Below are 17511 nucleotides of genomic sequence, written 5' to 3' on the forward strand. Positions count from 1 at the left end.
AATTACACGCCTTGCTTGAGTGAGGCCGAAATGAAGTCGTCCAGGTCGCCGTCCAGCACGCCCTTGGTGTTGCCGGTTTCGAAGTTGGTCCGCAAATCCTTGATGCGCGACTGATCGAGCACATAGGAACGGATCTGGTGTCCCCAGCCCACGTCGGTCTTCGAATCTTCGAGCTTTTGCTGTTCGCTCATGCGCTTGCGCAGTTCGTGCTCGTACAGCTTCGCCTTGAGCATTTCCATCGCTTCGGCGCGGTTGCGGTGCTGGCTGCGGTCGTTCTGGCACTGAACCACAATGCCGGTCGGGCCGTGCGTCATGCGGACCGCGGAGTCGGTTTTGTTAATGTGCTGGCCGCCGGCGCCGGACGCGCGGTAGGTATCGACGCGAATGTCGGCCGGGTTGACGTCGATCTCGATCGAGTCATCGACTTCGGGGTACACGAACAGGCTGGTGAACGACGTATGGCGCCCGTTGGCCGAGTCGAATGGCGACTTGCGCACCAGGCGGTGCACGCCGGTTTCGGTGCGCAGGTGGCCGTAGGCGTATTCGCCTTCGACCTTGAGGGTGGCGGTCTTGATGCCGGCCACCTCGCCGTCGGACTGCTCCAGGATGTCGACCTTGAAGCCTTTGCGTTCGCAATAGCGCAGGTATTGACGCAGCAGCATCGAGGCCCAGTCCTGGGCTTCGGTGCCGCCGGCGCCGGCCTGGATGTCGATGAAGCAGTTGTTGGCGTCCATCGGATTGCCGAACATGCGGCGGAACTCCATGGCTTCGACCACGGCCTTGATGGCGTCGGTGTCGACGATGACCGCTTCGAGCGTGTCGTCGTCGCTTTCTTCGCGCGCCATGGCAAACAGGTCGTTCGCGTCTTTCAGGTCGGCGTCCGCCTTGATCAGCGTATGGACGACGCCTTCGAGCTCCTTCTTCTCTTTACCGAGAGCCTGGGCGCGTTTCGGATCGTTCCAGACGGTTGGATCTTCTAGTTCTTCGTTGACTTGTTCGAGCTTCTCTGACTTTTTATCGAAGTCAAAGATACCTCCGAAGTTCGGCTTCACGATCCGTCAGGTCGTTGAGCAGGGCGGAGAGGGCGTTAATGCGTTCGGCTTCCATGGCGTTTCCGGTCTATGAATTGGTTAAATCGAACCTTCGATTATACCCCAGCGCGCCACATTTCCGGTCCCCGCCGCGCACCCTGCTTGATCGGCGTGGCATGGCTGCGTATTATGCTGCGAATTATGTTGCCATCGTCGATGCCAGCTTCCCCCGTCCACTCGCCCGAAAGCGCCCGCTATGCGTTATCAAATTTACATTTCCGTCCTGCCCCTGATGTTCTGCGCCGTCGCGGGCGCCGCCACGCCGACCAAGGGTTCCACGGCGGTGGTCGGCGTGATGGAGACGACCGACCTGCATTCGAACGTGCTCGGATACGATTACTTCAAGCTCGCGCCCGAGCCGTCGCTTGGCCTGGACCGTACCGCCGCCCTGATTGCGCAGGCGCGCCAACAGTTCCCGAACAATCTGCTGTTCGATAACGGCGACACCATCCAGGGCAGCGCGCTGGCCGACTACCAGGCGCTGGCCAATCCGCTCAAGTGCGACCAGACACTGGCGATCTACAAGGTCATGAACAAGCTCGGTTACGACGGCGGCGGGATCGGCAACCACGAATTCAATTACGGCCTCGCTTACCTGAGCCAGGTGACCGGCAACCGCTTCGAGGTCGACGGCGTCGATGCGGCCAGGCCGCGCTGCGCCGGGCCGGCCTTTCCGCAGGTGCTGGCCAACGTCTACAGCCTCAAGACGCGCCAGCCGCTGTTTGCGCCGTACCGCATCATCGACAAGCAGATCACCGCGCTGGACGCCGACGGCAAGCCGCTGACAGTGACGCTGAAGGTCGGCATCATCGGCTTTGCGCCGCCGACCATCCTGTCGTGGGACAAGCGGTCGCTGGAAGGGAAGGTCTACACCGAGGGCCTGCGTGAAACCGCGACCAGGTTCATTCCCGAGATGCGCGCGCAAGGGGCGGACCTGGTGGTGGCCATTTCGCACGGCGGCTTGGACGACATCACCTACCAGCCGTCGATGGAAAACGGGAACTGGCATTTGTCCAAAGTGCCGGGCATCGACGCCATGCTGATCGGGCACTCGCACCTGCCGTTCCCGAACGCGTCCAGCACCGTTCCGCAATTTAACCTGCCGGGCGTGGACAAGGTCAAGGGCCTGGTCAACGGCGTGCCGACCGTGATGGCCAACCTGTGGGGCAAGCACCTTGGCGTGATCGGCCTGCACCTGTCGTACGACGGCCAGCGCTGGGTGGTCGACCGTAGCCAGACCACGGTGGAGGCGCGCGCCGCGCAGCAGGCCGACAAATCGTTCATTGCGCCCGATCCGGCCATTGCGGCGCTGGTCGCGGGCGAGCATGAAGCCACCATCGGCTACGTCAAGACGCCGGTCGGCGCGACCGATTTCCGCATGTCGACCTATTTTGCCGATGTGGGCGATGTGACGGCCATTGCGGTGGTCAACCTGGCGCAGGCCGATTACGTGAGCAGATACGTCAAGGCCAACCTGCCGCAATACGCAGCCTTGCCGGTGCTGTCGATGGCGTCGCCGTTCAAGGGCGGCACCGCCGGCGTGACCGATTACACCGACGTCAAGGCCGGCAGCCTGGCGCTCAACAATGCGGCCGACTTGTACCTGTATCCGAATTCGCTGTACGCCGTGAAGGTCAATGGCGGGGAGCTGAAAGCGTGGCTGGAACACGCGGCAGGGCGCTTCAACACCATCGACCCGGAGCTGACGACGCCGCAGGAGCTGGTCAATACCGCGTTCCCGACCTATAACTTCGACGCCATGACGACCAAGGAAGTCAGTTACGAGATCGATGTGACCAAAGTGCCGGGCCAGCGCATCAAGAACCTGCGCTTCCGCGACAAGGCGGTGACTGCCTCGAACGAGTTTTTGGTGGCGACGAATAACTACCGCGCCAGCGGCGGCGGCGGTTTTCCGGGCCTGGACGGCAGCAAGACCGCCGTGGCCGCGCCGGACGCCAATCGCGATGTGCTGATCGGGTACATCAAGGAGGTCAAGAACCTGACGCGCGCGGAGAACGGCCAGCAGCGCAGCTGGCGCTTTGCCAAAGTGCGTACCGCCGGCCCGGTGGTGTTCCATTCCGCGCCGGGCCTGCTGGCGCTGGCGCAGCGGGCCGGCCTTGCCAATGTGTCGCAACTGCGCGCCGACGATGGGATGGGCAAGGGCTTTGCCCTGTACGCGGTCGATCTGTCGAAATGATACGGCGCCTGGTTTTGGCAGTCGTGTTTTGCGGCGGCGTGGCGCACGCCCAGCCGCTCGACGCGGCCGACGCCGCCGTCATGGCGCGCTTGCGGCAAGCGGCCGCGCAGGACCCGCAGGCCGCGTATGACCTTGGGCGCATGGTCCGCAACGGCATCGGCACCGCGCGCGAGCCGTTGCGCGCGTTTGCGCTGATCGCGTCGAGCGCGCGGCGCGGCCATGCGCCGGCCATGTTCACCGTGTCGACCATGCTGGCGGCGGGGGAGGGCTGTACGGCGGACCTGGCGGCCTCGCGGCGTTGGCTGGAAGCGGCTGCTGAACTGGAGCACCCGGAAGCGCTCCAGCAGATGGCCATGTATGTGCAGGAAGGCGCGCTGGGCTACCCGCGCGACCCGGAGCGCGCCGCCCAGCTGCTGCGCGAGGCGGCGCACGCGATGACCCACCGGGCGCAAGCGCACTAATCAGAGAATGCGTCGGCCGGCTGGCGTGTCGATGTGCGCGCGCAGCCAGGGCCTTGCGCCAGCGTCGATCGGCACCACCGTCACCGGTGCGTGCATGCCGATGGCGTCGAGCAGCGCGCGCACGCGTTGCGGCTCCGGATGAAACAGTTCCAGCTTGTCCAGCGACAGGCCAAGATCGGGCATGCCGGCCGCCGGGTGCGGCCCGGTATCCCATTCGATCAGCGCGGGACCGACGCCGTCCAGCGGCAGGCCGCCATCGTCGGGAATCGTGATCAGCCAGTTGCGCGCGCCCCGGCTCATGGGCGTGATGGCGCCGAGCGCGCCGACCGGCCCGGCCGCGTCGGCGGCGCGCGCAATGTCGCTGGTGCGCGCGACCCAGGTCGACAGCGCTGGCTGCGCATCGGCACCGAGCGTATCGAGCGCAAACCAGCGCGCGCGGGCCGGTGGCGGCGCATCGGGATCGATCGCGATGATTTCCAAAAACAGGGCGTCGCCGAGACGCAGCAGCAGGTTATGCGTGCCCATCGCGGGATGCTTGCCGCCCGGCGCGGGGCTGACGCCAAGCTTGTCCTCGATCCAGGCGGCGCCTCGGGCGAGGGTGGGTGCGGTGATGGTGATGTGGTCGAGCTGGCAGGCGGGCATGCGGCGTCACTTTCCGGCGTGGTTGGCGATGAAAGACACAAGATGGTAGCACCGCGAGCAGCCTGGACGCCGCATCGAAGCGGGTCACTCCGCAGAAAATGCATAAGTAAAACGCTATTTAGCATGAAAGCGATTTCAAGGATATGAAACTTTTTCAGCGTCAGTTTTTCGCCACGCGTGTTTAGCAGATAAAAGCGCTGTTTAGTTGCCGGCGGCGGATATGCACACCAAGGAATTTAACATTTCTTTTTCGCAGGTGATCTTGAACACCAAGCATCATTATTTTGTGTGGTTTTTCGGCCGTTTTTCTATGAAAGCCGTGAAAGCCCCGTTGTTGACGGCGATACTTGTTCTTTTTTCTGGAAACGGTTCTGCAAAGCTCCACAATCAACACACCTGTTTTCACCCAGCAATTGCTATATGTGCAATGCAAAAAACCTCATTTTTGTGTTCTTGACATTTAACCTTTGCAAGCGATACATTGCGTCCATACCTAGGCGACAAGCTGTTTTTGTCACCCCATGGTGTGCCTTGGCCCGGACACGTCCGTCGCCACGGTGATTCGACAAAATACGGTCATTTGATCGTTTTTTTTGAAAAAGAGTTGAAAACGTTTTCAAACCTGCGTAGCGCGGGGACGGCATGGCCGGCCTCACCGAGCAGGCCCTGTGGGCGTCGCAGCCTTGCTCTGGGCAGTGGAAGGTGCGGCGCGTGCAGACAGCGAAGGCATCCACCTGTCTTCGGGCGCAAGTTGTTTCCTGCTCCGGCAGGCGGCGGCTGGCGCAACGTGAACCGCGCCGTGGCCGCCCGCCACGGACCGGAACGCGGGAAACACAATGAAACAAGCGTCATCCGCACCGGTGCATCCGGAACGATGGCGACAACCATGCCGGCGAACGTGATTCACGCACGCCATAAAGTACGACAATTGCGAGGAGACTCCTGAATGAATTCGATGTCCAAGATTAAACTGAACGCCGTCACCGACGCCCTGCGCAACAGCGGCAGCGGCCGGAGCCTGGCGCGCAGCGCGATGCGCGGCCTGCTGGCCCTGTCCATCACGGCGGCCAGCGCCGCGGCGATCAGCCTGCCGATGATGGCAACGGCCCACGCCGCCGCCGATGCGGAATACACGCAGCGCTTCCTGACCCAGTACAAGAAGATGAAAGATCCTGCGAACGGTTACTTCAGCAAAGAAGGCGTGCCGTACCACTCGATCGAAACGCTGATGGTCGAAGCACCGGACCACGGCCACGAAACTACCTCGGAAGCGTACAGCTACTGGCTGTGGATGGAAGCGCAGTACGGCCGCGCCACCGGCGACTGGGGTCCGCTGAACGCGGCCTGGGCCAACATGGAAAAGTACATCATTCCATCGCAGTCGGACCAGCCGACCAACAGCTTCTACAACCCAGGCAAACCGGCGACCTACGCCGCCGAGTACGACCTGCCGAAGCAGTACCCGGCACCGCTGAACGGCGGCGTGCCGGTCGGCCAGGATCCGATCGCCAACGAACTCAAGTCGACCTACGGCACCAGCAATATCTACGGCATGCACTGGCTGCTGGACGTGGATAACTGGTACGGCTACGGCAAATGCGGCGACGGCACCACGCGTCCGTCGTACATCAACACCTTCCAGCGCGGTTCCCAGGAATCGGTGTGGGAAACCGTCCCGCACCCATCGTGCGAAACCTTTAAATGGGGCAAAAACGGCGGCGGCGAAGGCTTCCTCGGCCTGTTCATCGGCGACAACAACCGCGCAAAGCAGTTCCGCTACACCAATGCACCTGACGCCGATGCGCGCGCCGTGCAAGCCGTGTACTGGGCATCGGTCTGGGCCAAGCAGCAAGGCAAGAGCGCACAAGTGGCCGACCTGGTCACCAAAGCGGCCAAGATGGGCGACTTCTTGCGCTACGCCATGTTCGACAAGTACTTCAAGAAAATCGGCAATTGCACCAATGCCAATTCGTGCCCGGGCGGCAATGGCCAGCCGGATGCAAATGGCGAACGCGACAATCAGCATTACCTGATGAGCTGGTACTACGCATGGGGCGGCGCAACCGACTCCAACGCCGGCTGGGCATGGCGCATCGGTTCGAGCCACAACCACTTCGGTTACCAGAATCCGCTGGCTGCATGGGCGCTGTCGACCCAGGCCGACTTCAAGCCGCAGTCGCCAACCGCCGCTGGCGACTGGGGCAAGAGCCTGACCCGCCAGATGGAATTCTACCGCTGGCTGCAATCGGCTGACGGCGCAATCGCCGGCGGCGCGACCAACAGCTGGGGCGGCGATTACCTGACCCCACCGGCAGGCACCCCGACCTTCCACGGCATGTTCTACGATGAAAAACCGGTTTACCACGATCCGGCCTCGAACACCTGGTTCGGCTTCCAGGCCTGGTCGATGCAGCGCGTGGCCGAGTACTACTACGCCAGCGGCGACGTGCGCGCCAAAGCGGTGCTGGACAAATGGGTTGCCTGGGCATCGGCCAACACGGTCCTGAAAGCGGACGGCACCTACACCATCCCGAACACCCTGGCATGGTCCGGCGCGCCTGACACCTGGAACGCGGCTACCCCTGGCGCGAATGCCGGCCTGCGCGTGAAAATCGTCGACAGCACCAACGACGTCGGTATCGCAGCGGCCCTGGCCCGCACCCTGATCTACTACGGCGCCAAAGCCAACAACGAGCCCGCCAAAGTACTGGCCAAGCAGCTGCTGGACCGCATGTGGGCCAAGCACCAGGATTCGGTTGGCCTGGTGGTCGACGAAACCCGCGCCGACTACAAACGCTTTACCCAGCCTTACGATCCGGCCACCGGTTCGGGCGTGTACATTCCACAGGGCTGGACCGGCACCAACGCCCAGGGCGCAACGATCGATTCGAGCGCGACGTTCCTGAGCATCCGCCCGAAATACAAGGACGATCCGCAGTGGCCTAAGCTGAAAGCCTACCTGGACGGCGGCCCGGCACCAACCTGGCGCTACCACCGCTTCTGGGCCCAGGCCGATATCGCCAATGCGCTGGCCGATTACGCCAACATCATCGGCGGCACCGATACGCCGTCGATCGTGGCCAGCACCAGCGCCATCAACGTGCCTGAAGGCGGTTCCGGCAGCGTCGGCATCACCCTGTCGAAAGCGCCTGCCGCCAACGTCACGGTGGCCGTCGCCAAGGCAGCCGGCGGCGACGTCGACCTGACCGCACCACAGGCCAGCCTGCTGTTCACGCCGGCCAACTACAACGTGCAGCAAGCCGTGGCGATCAGCGCCGCGGTGGACGCCGATGCGGTCAATGGCAGCGCCAACTTCACCTTCACGGCGCCTGGTTACCTGAGCGCCACGACGGTGGCTACCGAGGCCGACCGCGATGTGGTCGTTCCTGTGTCGCTGGTGGTGACCGGTGCGCCGCTGTCGGTTCCGGAAGGCGCATCGCGCACCTTCCAGGTCCGCCTGGCAGCCGCGCCAAAAGCCAACGTGACGGTGAGCGTTGCCCGCCTGAGCGGTGACACCGACCTCTCGGTCGCCGGTGGTGCAACCCTGACCTTCACGCCAGCAAACTGGAACCTGACCCAGGCCGTGACGATCGCCGCCGCAGTCGATGCGGACACCGTCAACGGTAGCGCCACCTTCGCTGTCAGCGCTCCGACGGCCCCAACGGTCAACGCGGTAGCGACCGAAGCGGACAAGGATGTGCAGACCGGCGGTTGCGCTGTCGACTTCGACACCACCAACGACTGGGGTTCGGGCCAGGTTCCACGGGTCACGCTGCGTAACACCGGCACCGCGCCGATTACCGGCTGGGCACTGAACTGGACCGCGTCGAACGACGTGACCCTGAGCAACTCGTGGGGCGCTACCGTGACCCAGAGCGGCCGTGCGTTCAACGCCGTGCCGGCAGCCTGGAACGCGACCATCGCCGCCGGCGGCAACGTCGAGATCGGCATGCAACTGGCTTACAGCGGCGCCAAAGTGCTGCCAACCGGCCTGAGCTGGGCTGGTCGTAGCTGCACCATCGCTGTGAAGTAATTGTCAGTCGTCCGCGCGGGCCTTGTTGGCCCGCGCGGATTTTTTGCATTTGAATTTTGTATTCCCAAACAGAGGAGGACGACCATGACGATTCGTTCAAGCCACGCTGCCATCGCCGTGCTCGCGGTGGTGGTCGCCGCCGCCGGCGTCGGCGGTACCATGAGTTACGGCAAGCTCAGCGAAGCGCGGGCCGGCGGCGCCGAGGCCTGGCACGACCTGACCCAGATCCACGCGGCGCGTGCGCGCCTGGGCAGCACGGCGCTGGAAGGCGCGGCGCGCGCCGGCGGACTCGATCCGGCCTTCATCGACCAGGCCCGTACCAGCCTGGTGCGTGCAGCGGCCTTGCCCACCAACAGCGGCGTGCTGAACGACCCGGAAGCGGTCGACAACTACAAGCGCTACCAGGGAGAGCTGACCGGCGTGCTGTACCGCCTGGCGGGCACCCGTGGCGCGCCCGAGCTGGAGACCGTGTCTTCGCTCAAGGAACTACGCGGCAAATTGCCGCAAGACGAGCTTGCGCTGGCCGATGCCCGCAGCCGTTACGGAAAATCGGCCGAGGGCTACAACGCCCTGGTCGGCACCTTCCCGGGTGCCGCGGTCGCAGCGGTGACCGGTTACCGGCCGCTACCAGCCGGGCTTTGACCGGTTCGCTTCAAGTCCTCTCACTTATTGGAGATGCTTCATGATTACCCCGAAATTTGCAAGTAAACTGGCGTTGTCGCTGGGCCTGGCCTTCGCGGCCAGCGCCGGTCACGCCTTTACCGTATCCGGCAACAAGATCCTCGACGATGCCAATCGCCCGGTCACGCTCAAGGGCGTGAATTGGTTCGGCTTCGAGACCTTCGACGGTTCGGTGCACGGCCTGTGGACGCGCAACTGGAAGAGCATGCTCGACCAGGTGCAGGCGGAGGGCTTCAATGCCCTGCGCATTCCGGTGTGCCCGGCCACCTTCCGCGAATCATCGGTCAAGCCGAATATCGACGCGTTGGCCAATCCGGACCTGGTCGGCCTGAACTCGCGCCAGTGGCTCGACGTGTTCCTGAAAGAAGTCGACCGCCGCGGCATCTACATCCTGCTCGACCATCACCGTCCGGATTGCCAGGCGATTTCGGAACTGTGGACAACGCCGCAGTACACCGAAGAACAGTGGCTGACCGACCTGGAATACCTGGCCCAGCATTATTCCGGCCTGCGCAACCTGGTTGGCCTGGACATCAAAAACGAGCCGCACGGCCAGGCGACCTGGGGCACGGGCAATACGCGTACCGACTGGAACCTGGCGGCCGAGCGCGCGTCTAAGCGCATTCTGGCGGTCAATCCGAACCTGCTGATCTTTGTCGAAGGCATCGCCAGTAATTCGGGCGGCTGCCAGGGCCAGTACGGTCACTTCTGGGGCGGCAACCTGGAGCCGCTGAACTGCAAGACGCTCGATATTCCGCGCAACAAGCTGGTGCTGTCGCCGCACGTCTACGGTCCTGACGTGTTCGAGATGGAATACTTCAAGGCGGCCAACTTCCCGGCCAATATGCCGGCGATCTGGGACCAGCAGTGGGGCAAGTTCGCCAAGGATTATCCGGTGGTGCTGGGCGAGTGGGGCGGCAAGTACGGTCATGGCGGCGGCAATCCGAAAGACAAGGTCTGGCAGGATGCGCTGGTGAAATACCTGAAAGAACGCGGCATGATCAGCTCGTTCTACTGGACGCTCAATCCGAACAGCGGCGACACCGGCGGTATTTTGCAGGATGACTGGAAAACCGTGTGGCCGGACAAGATGGCTTTGATGAAAAACCTGTGGGCGGGTGCGACGCCAACCCCGACCCCTACGCCTACGCCTACGCCAACCCCGACGCCAACGCCAACACCGACCCCGACCCCGACCCCAACGCCAACCCCGGCGGTCACGGCCGTGGTCAAGATCAATTCCGACTGGACGGCCGGTTATTGTGCTGAAGTGAACGTGAACAACAGCGGCACCACGCCGGTGGTGTGGAAGATCAACGTGCCGGTACAGGGCAAGATCAACAACCTGTGGAACGCGGTCTACACCCAGACTGGCGCCACCTTGACCGCATCGGGCCAGGCTTATAACGCGACCGTGCAGCCGAAATCGAGCCAATCGTTCGGCTTCTGCGCCGTTCGCTAAGTCAATTGTTTCTTAACCGGGGTCTGACCCCGGTTAGGAAATAATTTCGCTACGGTTTCAAAATAGTGGCAAATTAGCACTTGCATCAGCGCAAAAAATCCCCTAATATCGCACTCCCAAGCAGGCCAACCATTTTAGAAAAGGAGATCGATCATGCAAAAACTGAACACTACCGCTCCTTTTCTGGGTCTGGCTGGCTAATCTCCTGCACTGAACCGACGGCATACGCCCGTCTGTCGCACCGTTTAGCCCTCTCTTGACGAGTTCATCGTCAGCGCTCCGCCAGCGCCCAATCCGTATTCGTATTCTTTTTGGATTGGCATCACATGGGCAATTTTGTTCAGCATATTTCTGATCGTATTTCGATCATCGCGTCCGACCGTCTGTGGCTCGAAGACGCTGCAATACAACAAACCAAAACCACGGCCGCACTGGCCGGCATGCAACGCGTGGTCGGCTTGCCCGACCTGCATCCCGGGCGCGGCTATCCCGTCGGGGCTGCGTTCTTTTCCACCGGACGCCTGTATCCGGCGCTGGTCGGCAACGACATCGGCTGCGGCATGGCGCTGTGGCAAACCGACATCCTCGCGGGCAAGGCCAAGCTCGACAAGATCGACAAGCAGATCGGCAACCTCGACGATGTGATCGACGAGGAAGAATGGGCCGATCTCGAACGCCGCGATCCTTCCTGGTCCGCGCGCATTGAGGCGCTGTCGGCCGCGCTGGCCGCGGCCGGGCTCGACCTTGCGCCGCTGCGCTCGCTCGGCACCATCGGCCGTGGCAACCACTTCGCGGAACTTCAGGTGATCGATGCGGTCGAAGATGAAGAGGTGATCGGACGCACGGCACTGGCGCGCAAGTGCCTGCAATTGCTGGTGCATAGCGGCTCGCGCGGCCTCGGGCAGGTAATTTTGCGCGCGCACGTTGACGCGCACAGTCACGCCGGTCTGCAAGACGGCAGCCCGGAAGCGCTTGCGTATCTGCGCGAGCACGACGCGGCCTTGCTGTACGCGGAAGTGAACCGCTCGCTGATCGCGGCGCGCATTTTCCATCGCCTGCGTTGCGAGGCTGTGCGCGTGCTCGACGTTCACCACAACACGGTGACGCCGGCGCACATTGACGGTCACGCTGGCTGGCTGCACCGCAAGGGCGCCACGCCGAGCGACCAGGGCCTGGTCATGTTGCCCGGTTCGCGCGACGACTATAGTTACCTGATCGAGCCGGTGCTGTCCGCCGGTGAACTGAGCCTGCATTCGCTGGCGCACGGGGCAGGGCGCAAGTGGCAGCGCACCGATTGCAAGGGCCGCCTCGACAAACTGGCGACGCCAGCGCAGTTGAGCCGCACGTCGATGGGCGGGCGCGTCATCTGCAATGACCGCGCGCTGATTTATGAAGAAGCGCCGCAGGCGTACAAGAATGTCGATAGCGTGCTCGGCTCGCTGGTGGGTGCGGGACTGGTCAAGGTGGTATCCAGAAGCAAGCCTGTGCTGACCTACAAAACGCGTGGGGAGTGCTGCTGATGATCTGGTTACAAATTACAGCCAATACCGGGCCGGCGGAATGCTGCCTGGCGGTCACAAAAGCGCTCGCGCAACTGGGCCGCGAGGCGCACAAGGCGGGAGTGACGGTGAGCGTGGTGGAGCAACTGGACGGGCCGGTTGGTGGCACCCTGCGCTCGGTGCTGCTGGAGCTGGACGGTCCCGCCGAAGCTGAACGGGAACTGGCTGCGCGCTGGTGCGGGAGCATCCAGTGGATTTGCGAAAGTCCTTACCGCAAGCTGCACAAGCGCAAGAACTGGTTCCTCAATGGCGCCGCGTTTGCCCCGCCGGCCGTGTCGACCGAGTTCGGCGAGATCCGCTACGAAGCGACACGCGCATCGGGTCCCGGCGGGCAGCATGTCAACAAGACCGATAGCGCAATCCGGGCCACGCATGTGGCGTCGGGCTTGTCGGTGAAGGTGCAGACCGAACGCAGCCAGCATGCCAACAAGCGGCTGGCCGCGCAGCTATTGCTGAGCAAACTGGGGGAATTGGCGAAATCGGAGGAAGGCAAGAACAAGTCCGACCGCCGCATGCATCATTTCCAGGCCGAACGCGGTAACGCGGGACGGGTGTTCGTGGGCATGGGTTTTGTGGAAAAGGTGATCTGATCGATTGATCGTCAGCCTCATGCCAGCGCCGTCTTGGGGCTGGCATGGGGCGCCCGACGATGCCTGCCCCCTGAAAAGCGCAGTGATTTGCCGCATGGTTTGTCAGAATATCGACAGTTTCCGCGAGCGGGCTAAAAGCGCGCTGCCAGCGTGGGCTTCAGGTCGGGCCACTCCTCGCTAAGGATACTGAAAAACGCCGTGTCCCTGGCATTGCCGCCCGGCTCAATTTTGTCCTTCCTGAGAACGCCCTCGAAGGTCGCGCCGATCTTCTCGAGGGCGCGTCGCGATCTCGCATTGTCCGACTTTGCCCTGAATTGAACGCGGTTCGCCTTCAAGGTATCAAAGCAATGCTCAAGAAGAAGGTACTTGCACTCGGCATTCGCCCCGGTGCCCCAATACTCGCTTGCCAGCCATGTCACGCCAATTTCCAGCTTGCGGTCTTCTGGAAAGATCTCCAGAAGCCGCGTCGTTCCGATAATTTGCGAAGTGCCCGTCAGGCAAATCAAAAATGGGTAAGCCTTGCCAGTTTCCCGTCCCTTGAGTGCGGCGGTGAAGTTGGGATAGAAATTTTCCCGGACCGAGTAGTCGACCGAGGTCAGGCGCCAGATGTTGGCATCTTGCGAGACGGCGAACAAGGCGTCGAGCATGTCGAACTGAAGCGGGCGAAGTTCAATATTCTTTCCTTGAAGCAGAAGATCTGGCTTGATCCAAGGTGTTTCCATAAATTCCTCGTCTGGTGGAACGGTGTTAGGGTGGGCGGGGACTGTGTTGATGGCCGGATGGCGATTATTTCCAGATGCGTTCGACCAGATCGCCGGTTTCCAGCGGCACGCCCGCCGCTTTGGCTGCCGCAGTCCATTCGGGCGGTGACGGCGTCGGCTGCGATGGCGCACTGCCGCCGGCGACGCCATATTTCATCGCAACCACGACAGTGCCTTTTACCGCCGGTACCCGCACGGCTTGCGCGCCGGCAAGCAGCTCCTTGACCAAGGCCGGCGGCAAGGGCGGATGAAAATCGAGCCAGAATCTGGATTGTTCGCCCGGTCGCATCGCCACCACCAAAAACCCACCCGAGGCCGGCACATTGTTGGCCGCATTGAATGCCCGCTTAGCGGCAGTATCAATCTGTTTCAGATACGGGGCGAGCTTGTCGGCGCTCGTGCGCGACCCGATCACTTGTTCAGGTTGGAGCAGGACCACGCCGCCCGCAGTCACGCCGCTGGCGGCCTGGGCGCTACTGGCGCATAGCCATGCCGCACAGAGCAAAATCATCGAACGCATGCCGGACTCCCTCGAAAATAGCGCGCGGCAAGTCACCGCGACGCCTATTGGACCACATTTGGATCATTGCCGTGAAACCACTACCAATCGATGCCGATGGCATGCGGTACTATTGATTTCCTAACGCACCGAGGAGATTGACGCCATGTCCATACCGCTGCCGATTGCGAAAAACAATGCATCCCAACCACCGCGCATGCTCGACTTGCTGCCGGCCCTGGTCAACCGGCACGGCTGCATCACCGGCGCCACCGGGACTGGCAAGACGGTGACCTTGCAGGTGATTGCCGAGGCGCTCTCCGGGATCGGGGTGCCGGTGTTCATGGCGGACGTCAAGGGCGACCTGTCCGGCATGGCCAAGGCCGGGGCCGCGTCGGAGAAAATGGCCAAGCGTCTCAGCGCACTGGGCGTTGAGGCGCCGGGCTGGGCCGCTTGTCCTGTGACGTTCTGGGATGTGTTCGGGGAGGCCGGCCATCCGGTGCGGGCCACGATCTCCGATCTCGGCCCCTTGCTGCTGGCGCGCATGCTGAACCTGAACGATACCCAGGAAGGCGTGCTGCAACTGGTGTTCAAGATCGCCGACGACAATGGCTTGCTGCTGCTCGATACCAAGGACTTGCGCAGCATGTTGCAATATGTGGGCGAGAACGCGGCCGACTTTCGCACCAATTACGGCAACATCTCGGCGGCCAGCATCGGCGCCATCCAGCGCGGCCTGGTGGCGGTGGAACAGCAGGGCGGCGACCGCTTTTTCGGCGAGCCGATGCTCAATATCGATGACTTGCTGCAAACCGATGCGCAGGGCAGGGGGATTGTCAACATCCTCGCCGCCGACAAGTTGATGAATGCGCCGCGCCTGTATGCGGTTTTCCTGCTGTGGCTGCTGTCGGAACTGTTCGAAAACCTGCCCGAGGTAGGCGACCTGGACAAGCCGAAGCTGGTGTTCTTTTTCGACGAGGCGCATTTGCTGTTCAGCGAAGCGCCCAAGCCCTTGCTGCAAAAGATCGAGCAGGTGGTGCGGCTGATCAGGTCGAAAGGCGTGGGCGTGTTTTTCATCACCCAGAACCCGCTCGACATTCCCGATACCGTGCTCGGCCAGCTCGGAAATCGCGTGCAGCACGCTTTGCGCGCCTATACGCCGCGCGACCAGAAAGCCGTCAAGGCGGCTGCGGACACCTTCCGGCCCAACCCCGGGCTCGATACCGCCCAGGTGATCACCGAGCTGGAGCTGGGCGAAGCGCTGGTGTCCTTCCTCGATGAGAAAGGACGGCCCAACATGGTCGAGCGCGCCTACATCCTTCCGCCGGCGTCGCAGATCGGCCCGATCGACGCCGCCGAACGCCAACGCGCCATGGCGCACTCGGTGGTGGCCGGTGTGTACGAGCAAGGAATCGACCGCGAATCGGCGCACGAACTCATTGCCGCCCGCGCCAGTGAAGCGGCGGAAAAAGCGGACGCGCCCACGCCGCGCACCAGGACGCCGGCCGGCGCCGGACGCAGCCGTGCGCCCGACACTGCGCCCGACACCTCGCTCGGCGGCATGCTCGGTGGCTTGTTCGGCGGTGGCGGCAAGCGTCAGTCGCCGGTCGAAGCGATGATGAAGTCGGCCGCGCGCAGCATCGGCTCGCAGGTCGGGCGCGAAATTATCCGTGGTGTGCTGGGCTCGATCCTGAAGCGGCGCTAGTCAGCAGGCTGTATCCGGCTGCACCAGGGTGCAGGGAGGGCAGCGCGCTGCCGGCCATCCCGCGCTGTATCCGAATTGCTCAGATGGCCTTGGCAATTGTCGGCGTTGCCCGCTTTGCACGGCGGCGCATCGCACCAATGGCCAGCAAGCCGACACCGAGCATCAGGTAGCTGTGTGGTTCTGGCACCGCGGTGATCGCAAATGTGGTGTCGGGTGTCATTGTATAAATGGTGTAAGAACCCTCGCCAAGATCAAAGTAATGGCCCCAGGAGCTGTATCCGGATGTCACGGAAATTCTCTCGCTAATGTAACCGCCATCGAACGGCGGAGAGCCATTTCCGATCCGATGGCTGTGTTCATAATCGAGCGTCAAGACACTGCCTTTGGGATCGTACCTGAAGTTCGACAACTCACAGGTAATCGTCGCTTCTTCACAATGCGGTACCGTCGGGAATCTGTAGCTGAACGATTTCACTTCCGGCAAAGTGAACACGCCGTCGCCGTTCAGGTCATCGACGATAAACTTGCCGCCGGTGCTGACGTTGGCGTCCCACCCGCCCCCGACCAATTCTCCCCCGGTATAGCTGAATTCGTAAGCCTGCTCGGCGGCTTGGCCGTTCAGTGCGCTAAGTGCGAGCAGAGCGACAGCGATTTTCTTGAACATGGATAATCTCCTCAATTTGTAGAAATGACATTATAGTCAGCGCAGTAAGGATGACTAAATGAAATTACAAATTGTTCAAGTTTTCAGCTGTTTTGAGCGAAGCGCTCGCCGGATCAGTGCAGCGCGCCTTTATCCGGCTGCACCAGAATGAAGGGATGGACCACCGAGGTCCACAGCACGGCATCGGCTTCGGTCCAGGCTTGCGCCTGCGCATCCGAGACCTTGCCGAGCTTGCCGTCGCCCATCCATGCGGCGATGCTGTCCTTGTCGTCGTGCGAGATGCGCACCGCCACATCGACCAGGTCGAGCTCGGCGCTGACGAACACCACGGTGCCTTGGGCAAAGTGGCGCTGCAATTCGGCCCAGGGCAGGCGCGCGGTTTCGAGGTTGATTTTGGCGCGCAGTTCGGTATCGTTTTCAGGCTTGGTTTTCATGCAAATACTCAATAGTTCAGGTGATGTGAAGCGTGCAGGACGATCGTTCAGACGATGTCGATGACGGGAGTGGGCGAGCCCGACCAGGTAAGGCGATACACTTGCCCCTTGCGCACATTGCCCACCAGCGCAGGCCGGAAGCACGCCAGGCAGGTGCCGGCGGGGCGCCGCACGCTGGGGTAGATCACGCCCATCGATCCACTGTCGAGCAGTTGGCTGGCCAGGGTTTGCGATTCGATGTAGCTGGTCGGATCGAGATATTTTACAAAGGCATCGACACCGCGAATATCGTGAAACGTGCTGGTAAAGTCGGCGATCAGGGCTTGATACGTCACGCTGTCGTCGAAGCGGCCGATTTCCTGGTACTCCACGGTTTTGTGAAAGGTGATTTCGGCCAGGGCGGTTTCGGCCTCGAAAGCGCAGTACCACGCGCCGCGTTCGCCATCGTTGAAACGGCTGCCTTCCGGGCGCGGATAGGTGTAAGCGGCGTTGATGATGCGAAAATTCGGCACCCCGAACACCAGCTCGTCGACACCGATGCCGGGCAGGCTGCCGTACTCGCCGCGCAAGCGTTCGTTGGTGGCGTTGTCGATATCGAACAGGTCGCGCAAGACATCGGCATCCTCGGCCAGCGGGCCGAGCACGGAATCTTCCACGTCAGCAAAGCGCGACGGGATCAGGCGGCAGGTATCGAACTGCCGCAGGGTGGTGAGCTTGGGAATGACCGTCAAG

General features: G+C 62.4%; 15 protein-coding genes. 8 read left to right on the plus strand and 7 right to left on the minus strand.

All coding sequences use genetic code 11. The features are described 5' to 3' along the window. Positions 1 to 2: 2 nt before the first annotated feature. Positions 3 to 1107, minus strand: a protein-coding gene (gene prfB, locus F0185_RS02935) for a peptide chain release factor 2 (RefSeq protein WP_166885111.1) whose coding sequence is annotated in 2 segments (ribosomal slippage) — positions 3 to 1025 and positions 1027 to 1107 — 1104 coding nt in all. Because the reading frame shifts where the segments join, the coding sequence is not laid out codon by codon here. 180 nt (positions 1108 to 1287) lie between these two features. Here prfB and F0185_RS02940 point away from each other — a divergent pair. After that, positions 1288 to 3288, plus strand: a complete 2001-nt coding sequence (locus F0185_RS02940; protein WP_167221457.1) for a bifunctional 2',3'-cyclic-nucleotide 2'-phosphodiesterase/3'-nucleotidase — start codon at positions 1288 to 1290, stop codon at positions 3286 to 3288. 23 nt (positions 3289 to 3311) lie between these two features. Next, the gene (locus F0185_RS02945) at positions 3312 to 3749 is read left to right on the plus strand and encodes a tetratricopeptide repeat protein (RefSeq protein WP_370663975.1); all 438 of its coding nucleotides are present in this window, start codon (positions 3312 to 3314) and stop codon (positions 3747 to 3749) included. Here F0185_RS02945 and F0185_RS02950 read toward each other — a convergent pair whose 3' ends face one another. Further along, the gene (locus F0185_RS02950; protein ID WP_167221460.1) at positions 3750 to 4391 is read right to left on the minus strand and encodes a VOC family protein; all 642 of its coding nucleotides are present in this window, start codon (positions 4389 to 4391) and stop codon (positions 3750 to 3752) included. It lies immediately after the preceding gene. A 946-nt stretch (positions 4392 to 5337) separates the two neighbouring features. Between F0185_RS02950 and F0185_RS02960 the strand changes: the two genes are divergently transcribed. The 5 genes from F0185_RS02960 to prfH all read left to right on the plus strand — a co-directional run bounded on the left by F0185_RS02960 (position 5338) and on the right by prfH (position 12716). After that, a complete protein-coding gene (locus F0185_RS02960; protein WP_167221464.1) occupies positions 5338 to 8424 on the plus strand; it encodes a glycoside hydrolase family 48 protein in 3087 nt (1028 codons plus the stop codon). A gap of 84 nt (positions 8425 to 8508) precedes the next feature. Next, a complete protein-coding gene (locus F0185_RS02965) occupies positions 8509 to 9066 on the plus strand; it encodes a LemA family protein (protein ID WP_167221466.1) in 558 nt (185 codons plus the stop codon). A 40-nt stretch (positions 9067 to 9106) separates the two neighbouring features. Next, a complete protein-coding gene (locus F0185_RS02970; RefSeq protein WP_167221468.1) occupies positions 9107 to 10567 on the plus strand; it encodes a glycoside hydrolase family 5 protein in 1461 nt (486 codons plus the stop codon). A gap of 326 nt (positions 10568 to 10893) precedes the next feature. Continuing rightward, on the plus strand, positions 10894 to 12087 hold the full coding sequence (locus F0185_RS02975; protein ID WP_167221470.1) for an RNA ligase RtcB family protein: 1194 nt from the start codon (positions 10894 to 10896) through the stop codon (positions 12085 to 12087). Next, positions 12087 to 12716, plus strand: a complete 630-nt coding sequence (gene prfH, locus F0185_RS02980; protein ID WP_167221472.1) for a peptide chain release factor H — start codon at positions 12087 to 12089, stop codon at positions 12714 to 12716. Before F0185_RS02975 ends, prfH begins: the two co-directional genes overlap by 1 nt. Before the next feature lie 131 nt (positions 12717 to 12847). On the opposite strand, the gene F0185_RS02985 is transcribed toward prfH, so the two are convergent. Then, complete coding sequence (locus tag F0185_RS02985) at positions 12848 to 13438, minus strand: GNAT family N-acetyltransferase (RefSeq protein ID WP_167221474.1); 591 nt, start codon at positions 13436 to 13438, stop codon at positions 12848 to 12850. A gap of 64 nt (positions 13439 to 13502) precedes the next feature. Further along, positions 13503 to 14033 (minus strand): hypothetical protein, encoded by a 531-nt coding sequence (locus F0185_RS02990; protein ID WP_223164437.1) that lies wholly within the window; start codon positions 14031 to 14033, stop codon positions 13503 to 13505. Positions 14034 to 14142: 109 nt separating this feature from the next. On the opposite strand from F0185_RS02990, the gene F0185_RS02995 reads away from it, so the two are divergent. Beyond that, entirely contained in the window at positions 14143 to 15681 is a 1539-nt protein-coding gene (locus F0185_RS02995) for a helicase HerA-like C-terminal domain-containing protein (RefSeq protein ID WP_167221478.1), read from the plus strand. Between the two features lie 79 nt (positions 15682 to 15760). On the opposite strand, the gene F0185_RS03000 is transcribed toward F0185_RS02995, so the two are convergent. The 3 genes from F0185_RS03000 to F0185_RS03010 all read right to left on the minus strand — a co-directional run bounded on the left by F0185_RS03000 (position 15761) and on the right by F0185_RS03010 (position 17510). Continuing rightward, entirely contained in the window at positions 15761 to 16345 is a 585-nt protein-coding gene (locus F0185_RS03000) for a PEP-CTERM sorting domain-containing protein (RefSeq protein WP_167221480.1), read from the minus strand. A gap of 113 nt (positions 16346 to 16458) precedes the next feature. Continuing rightward, the gene (locus F0185_RS03005; RefSeq protein ID WP_167221482.1) at positions 16459 to 16779 is read right to left on the minus strand and encodes a DUF2288 domain-containing protein; all 321 of its coding nucleotides are present in this window, start codon (positions 16777 to 16779) and stop codon (positions 16459 to 16461) included. 47 nt (positions 16780 to 16826) lie between these two features. Then, positions 16827 to 17510, minus strand: coding sequence for an RES family NAD+ phosphorylase (locus F0185_RS03010; RefSeq protein ID WP_167221484.1), 684 nt, complete (start codon positions 17508 to 17510; stop codon positions 16827 to 16829). Position 17511: the final 1 nt, after the last annotated feature.

This window comes from Massilia rubra (assembly GCF_011682065.1).
In the GTDB taxonomy this organism is placed as follows: domain Bacteria; phylum Pseudomonadota; class Gammaproteobacteria; order Burkholderiales; family Burkholderiaceae_D; genus Telluria_A; species Telluria_A rubra.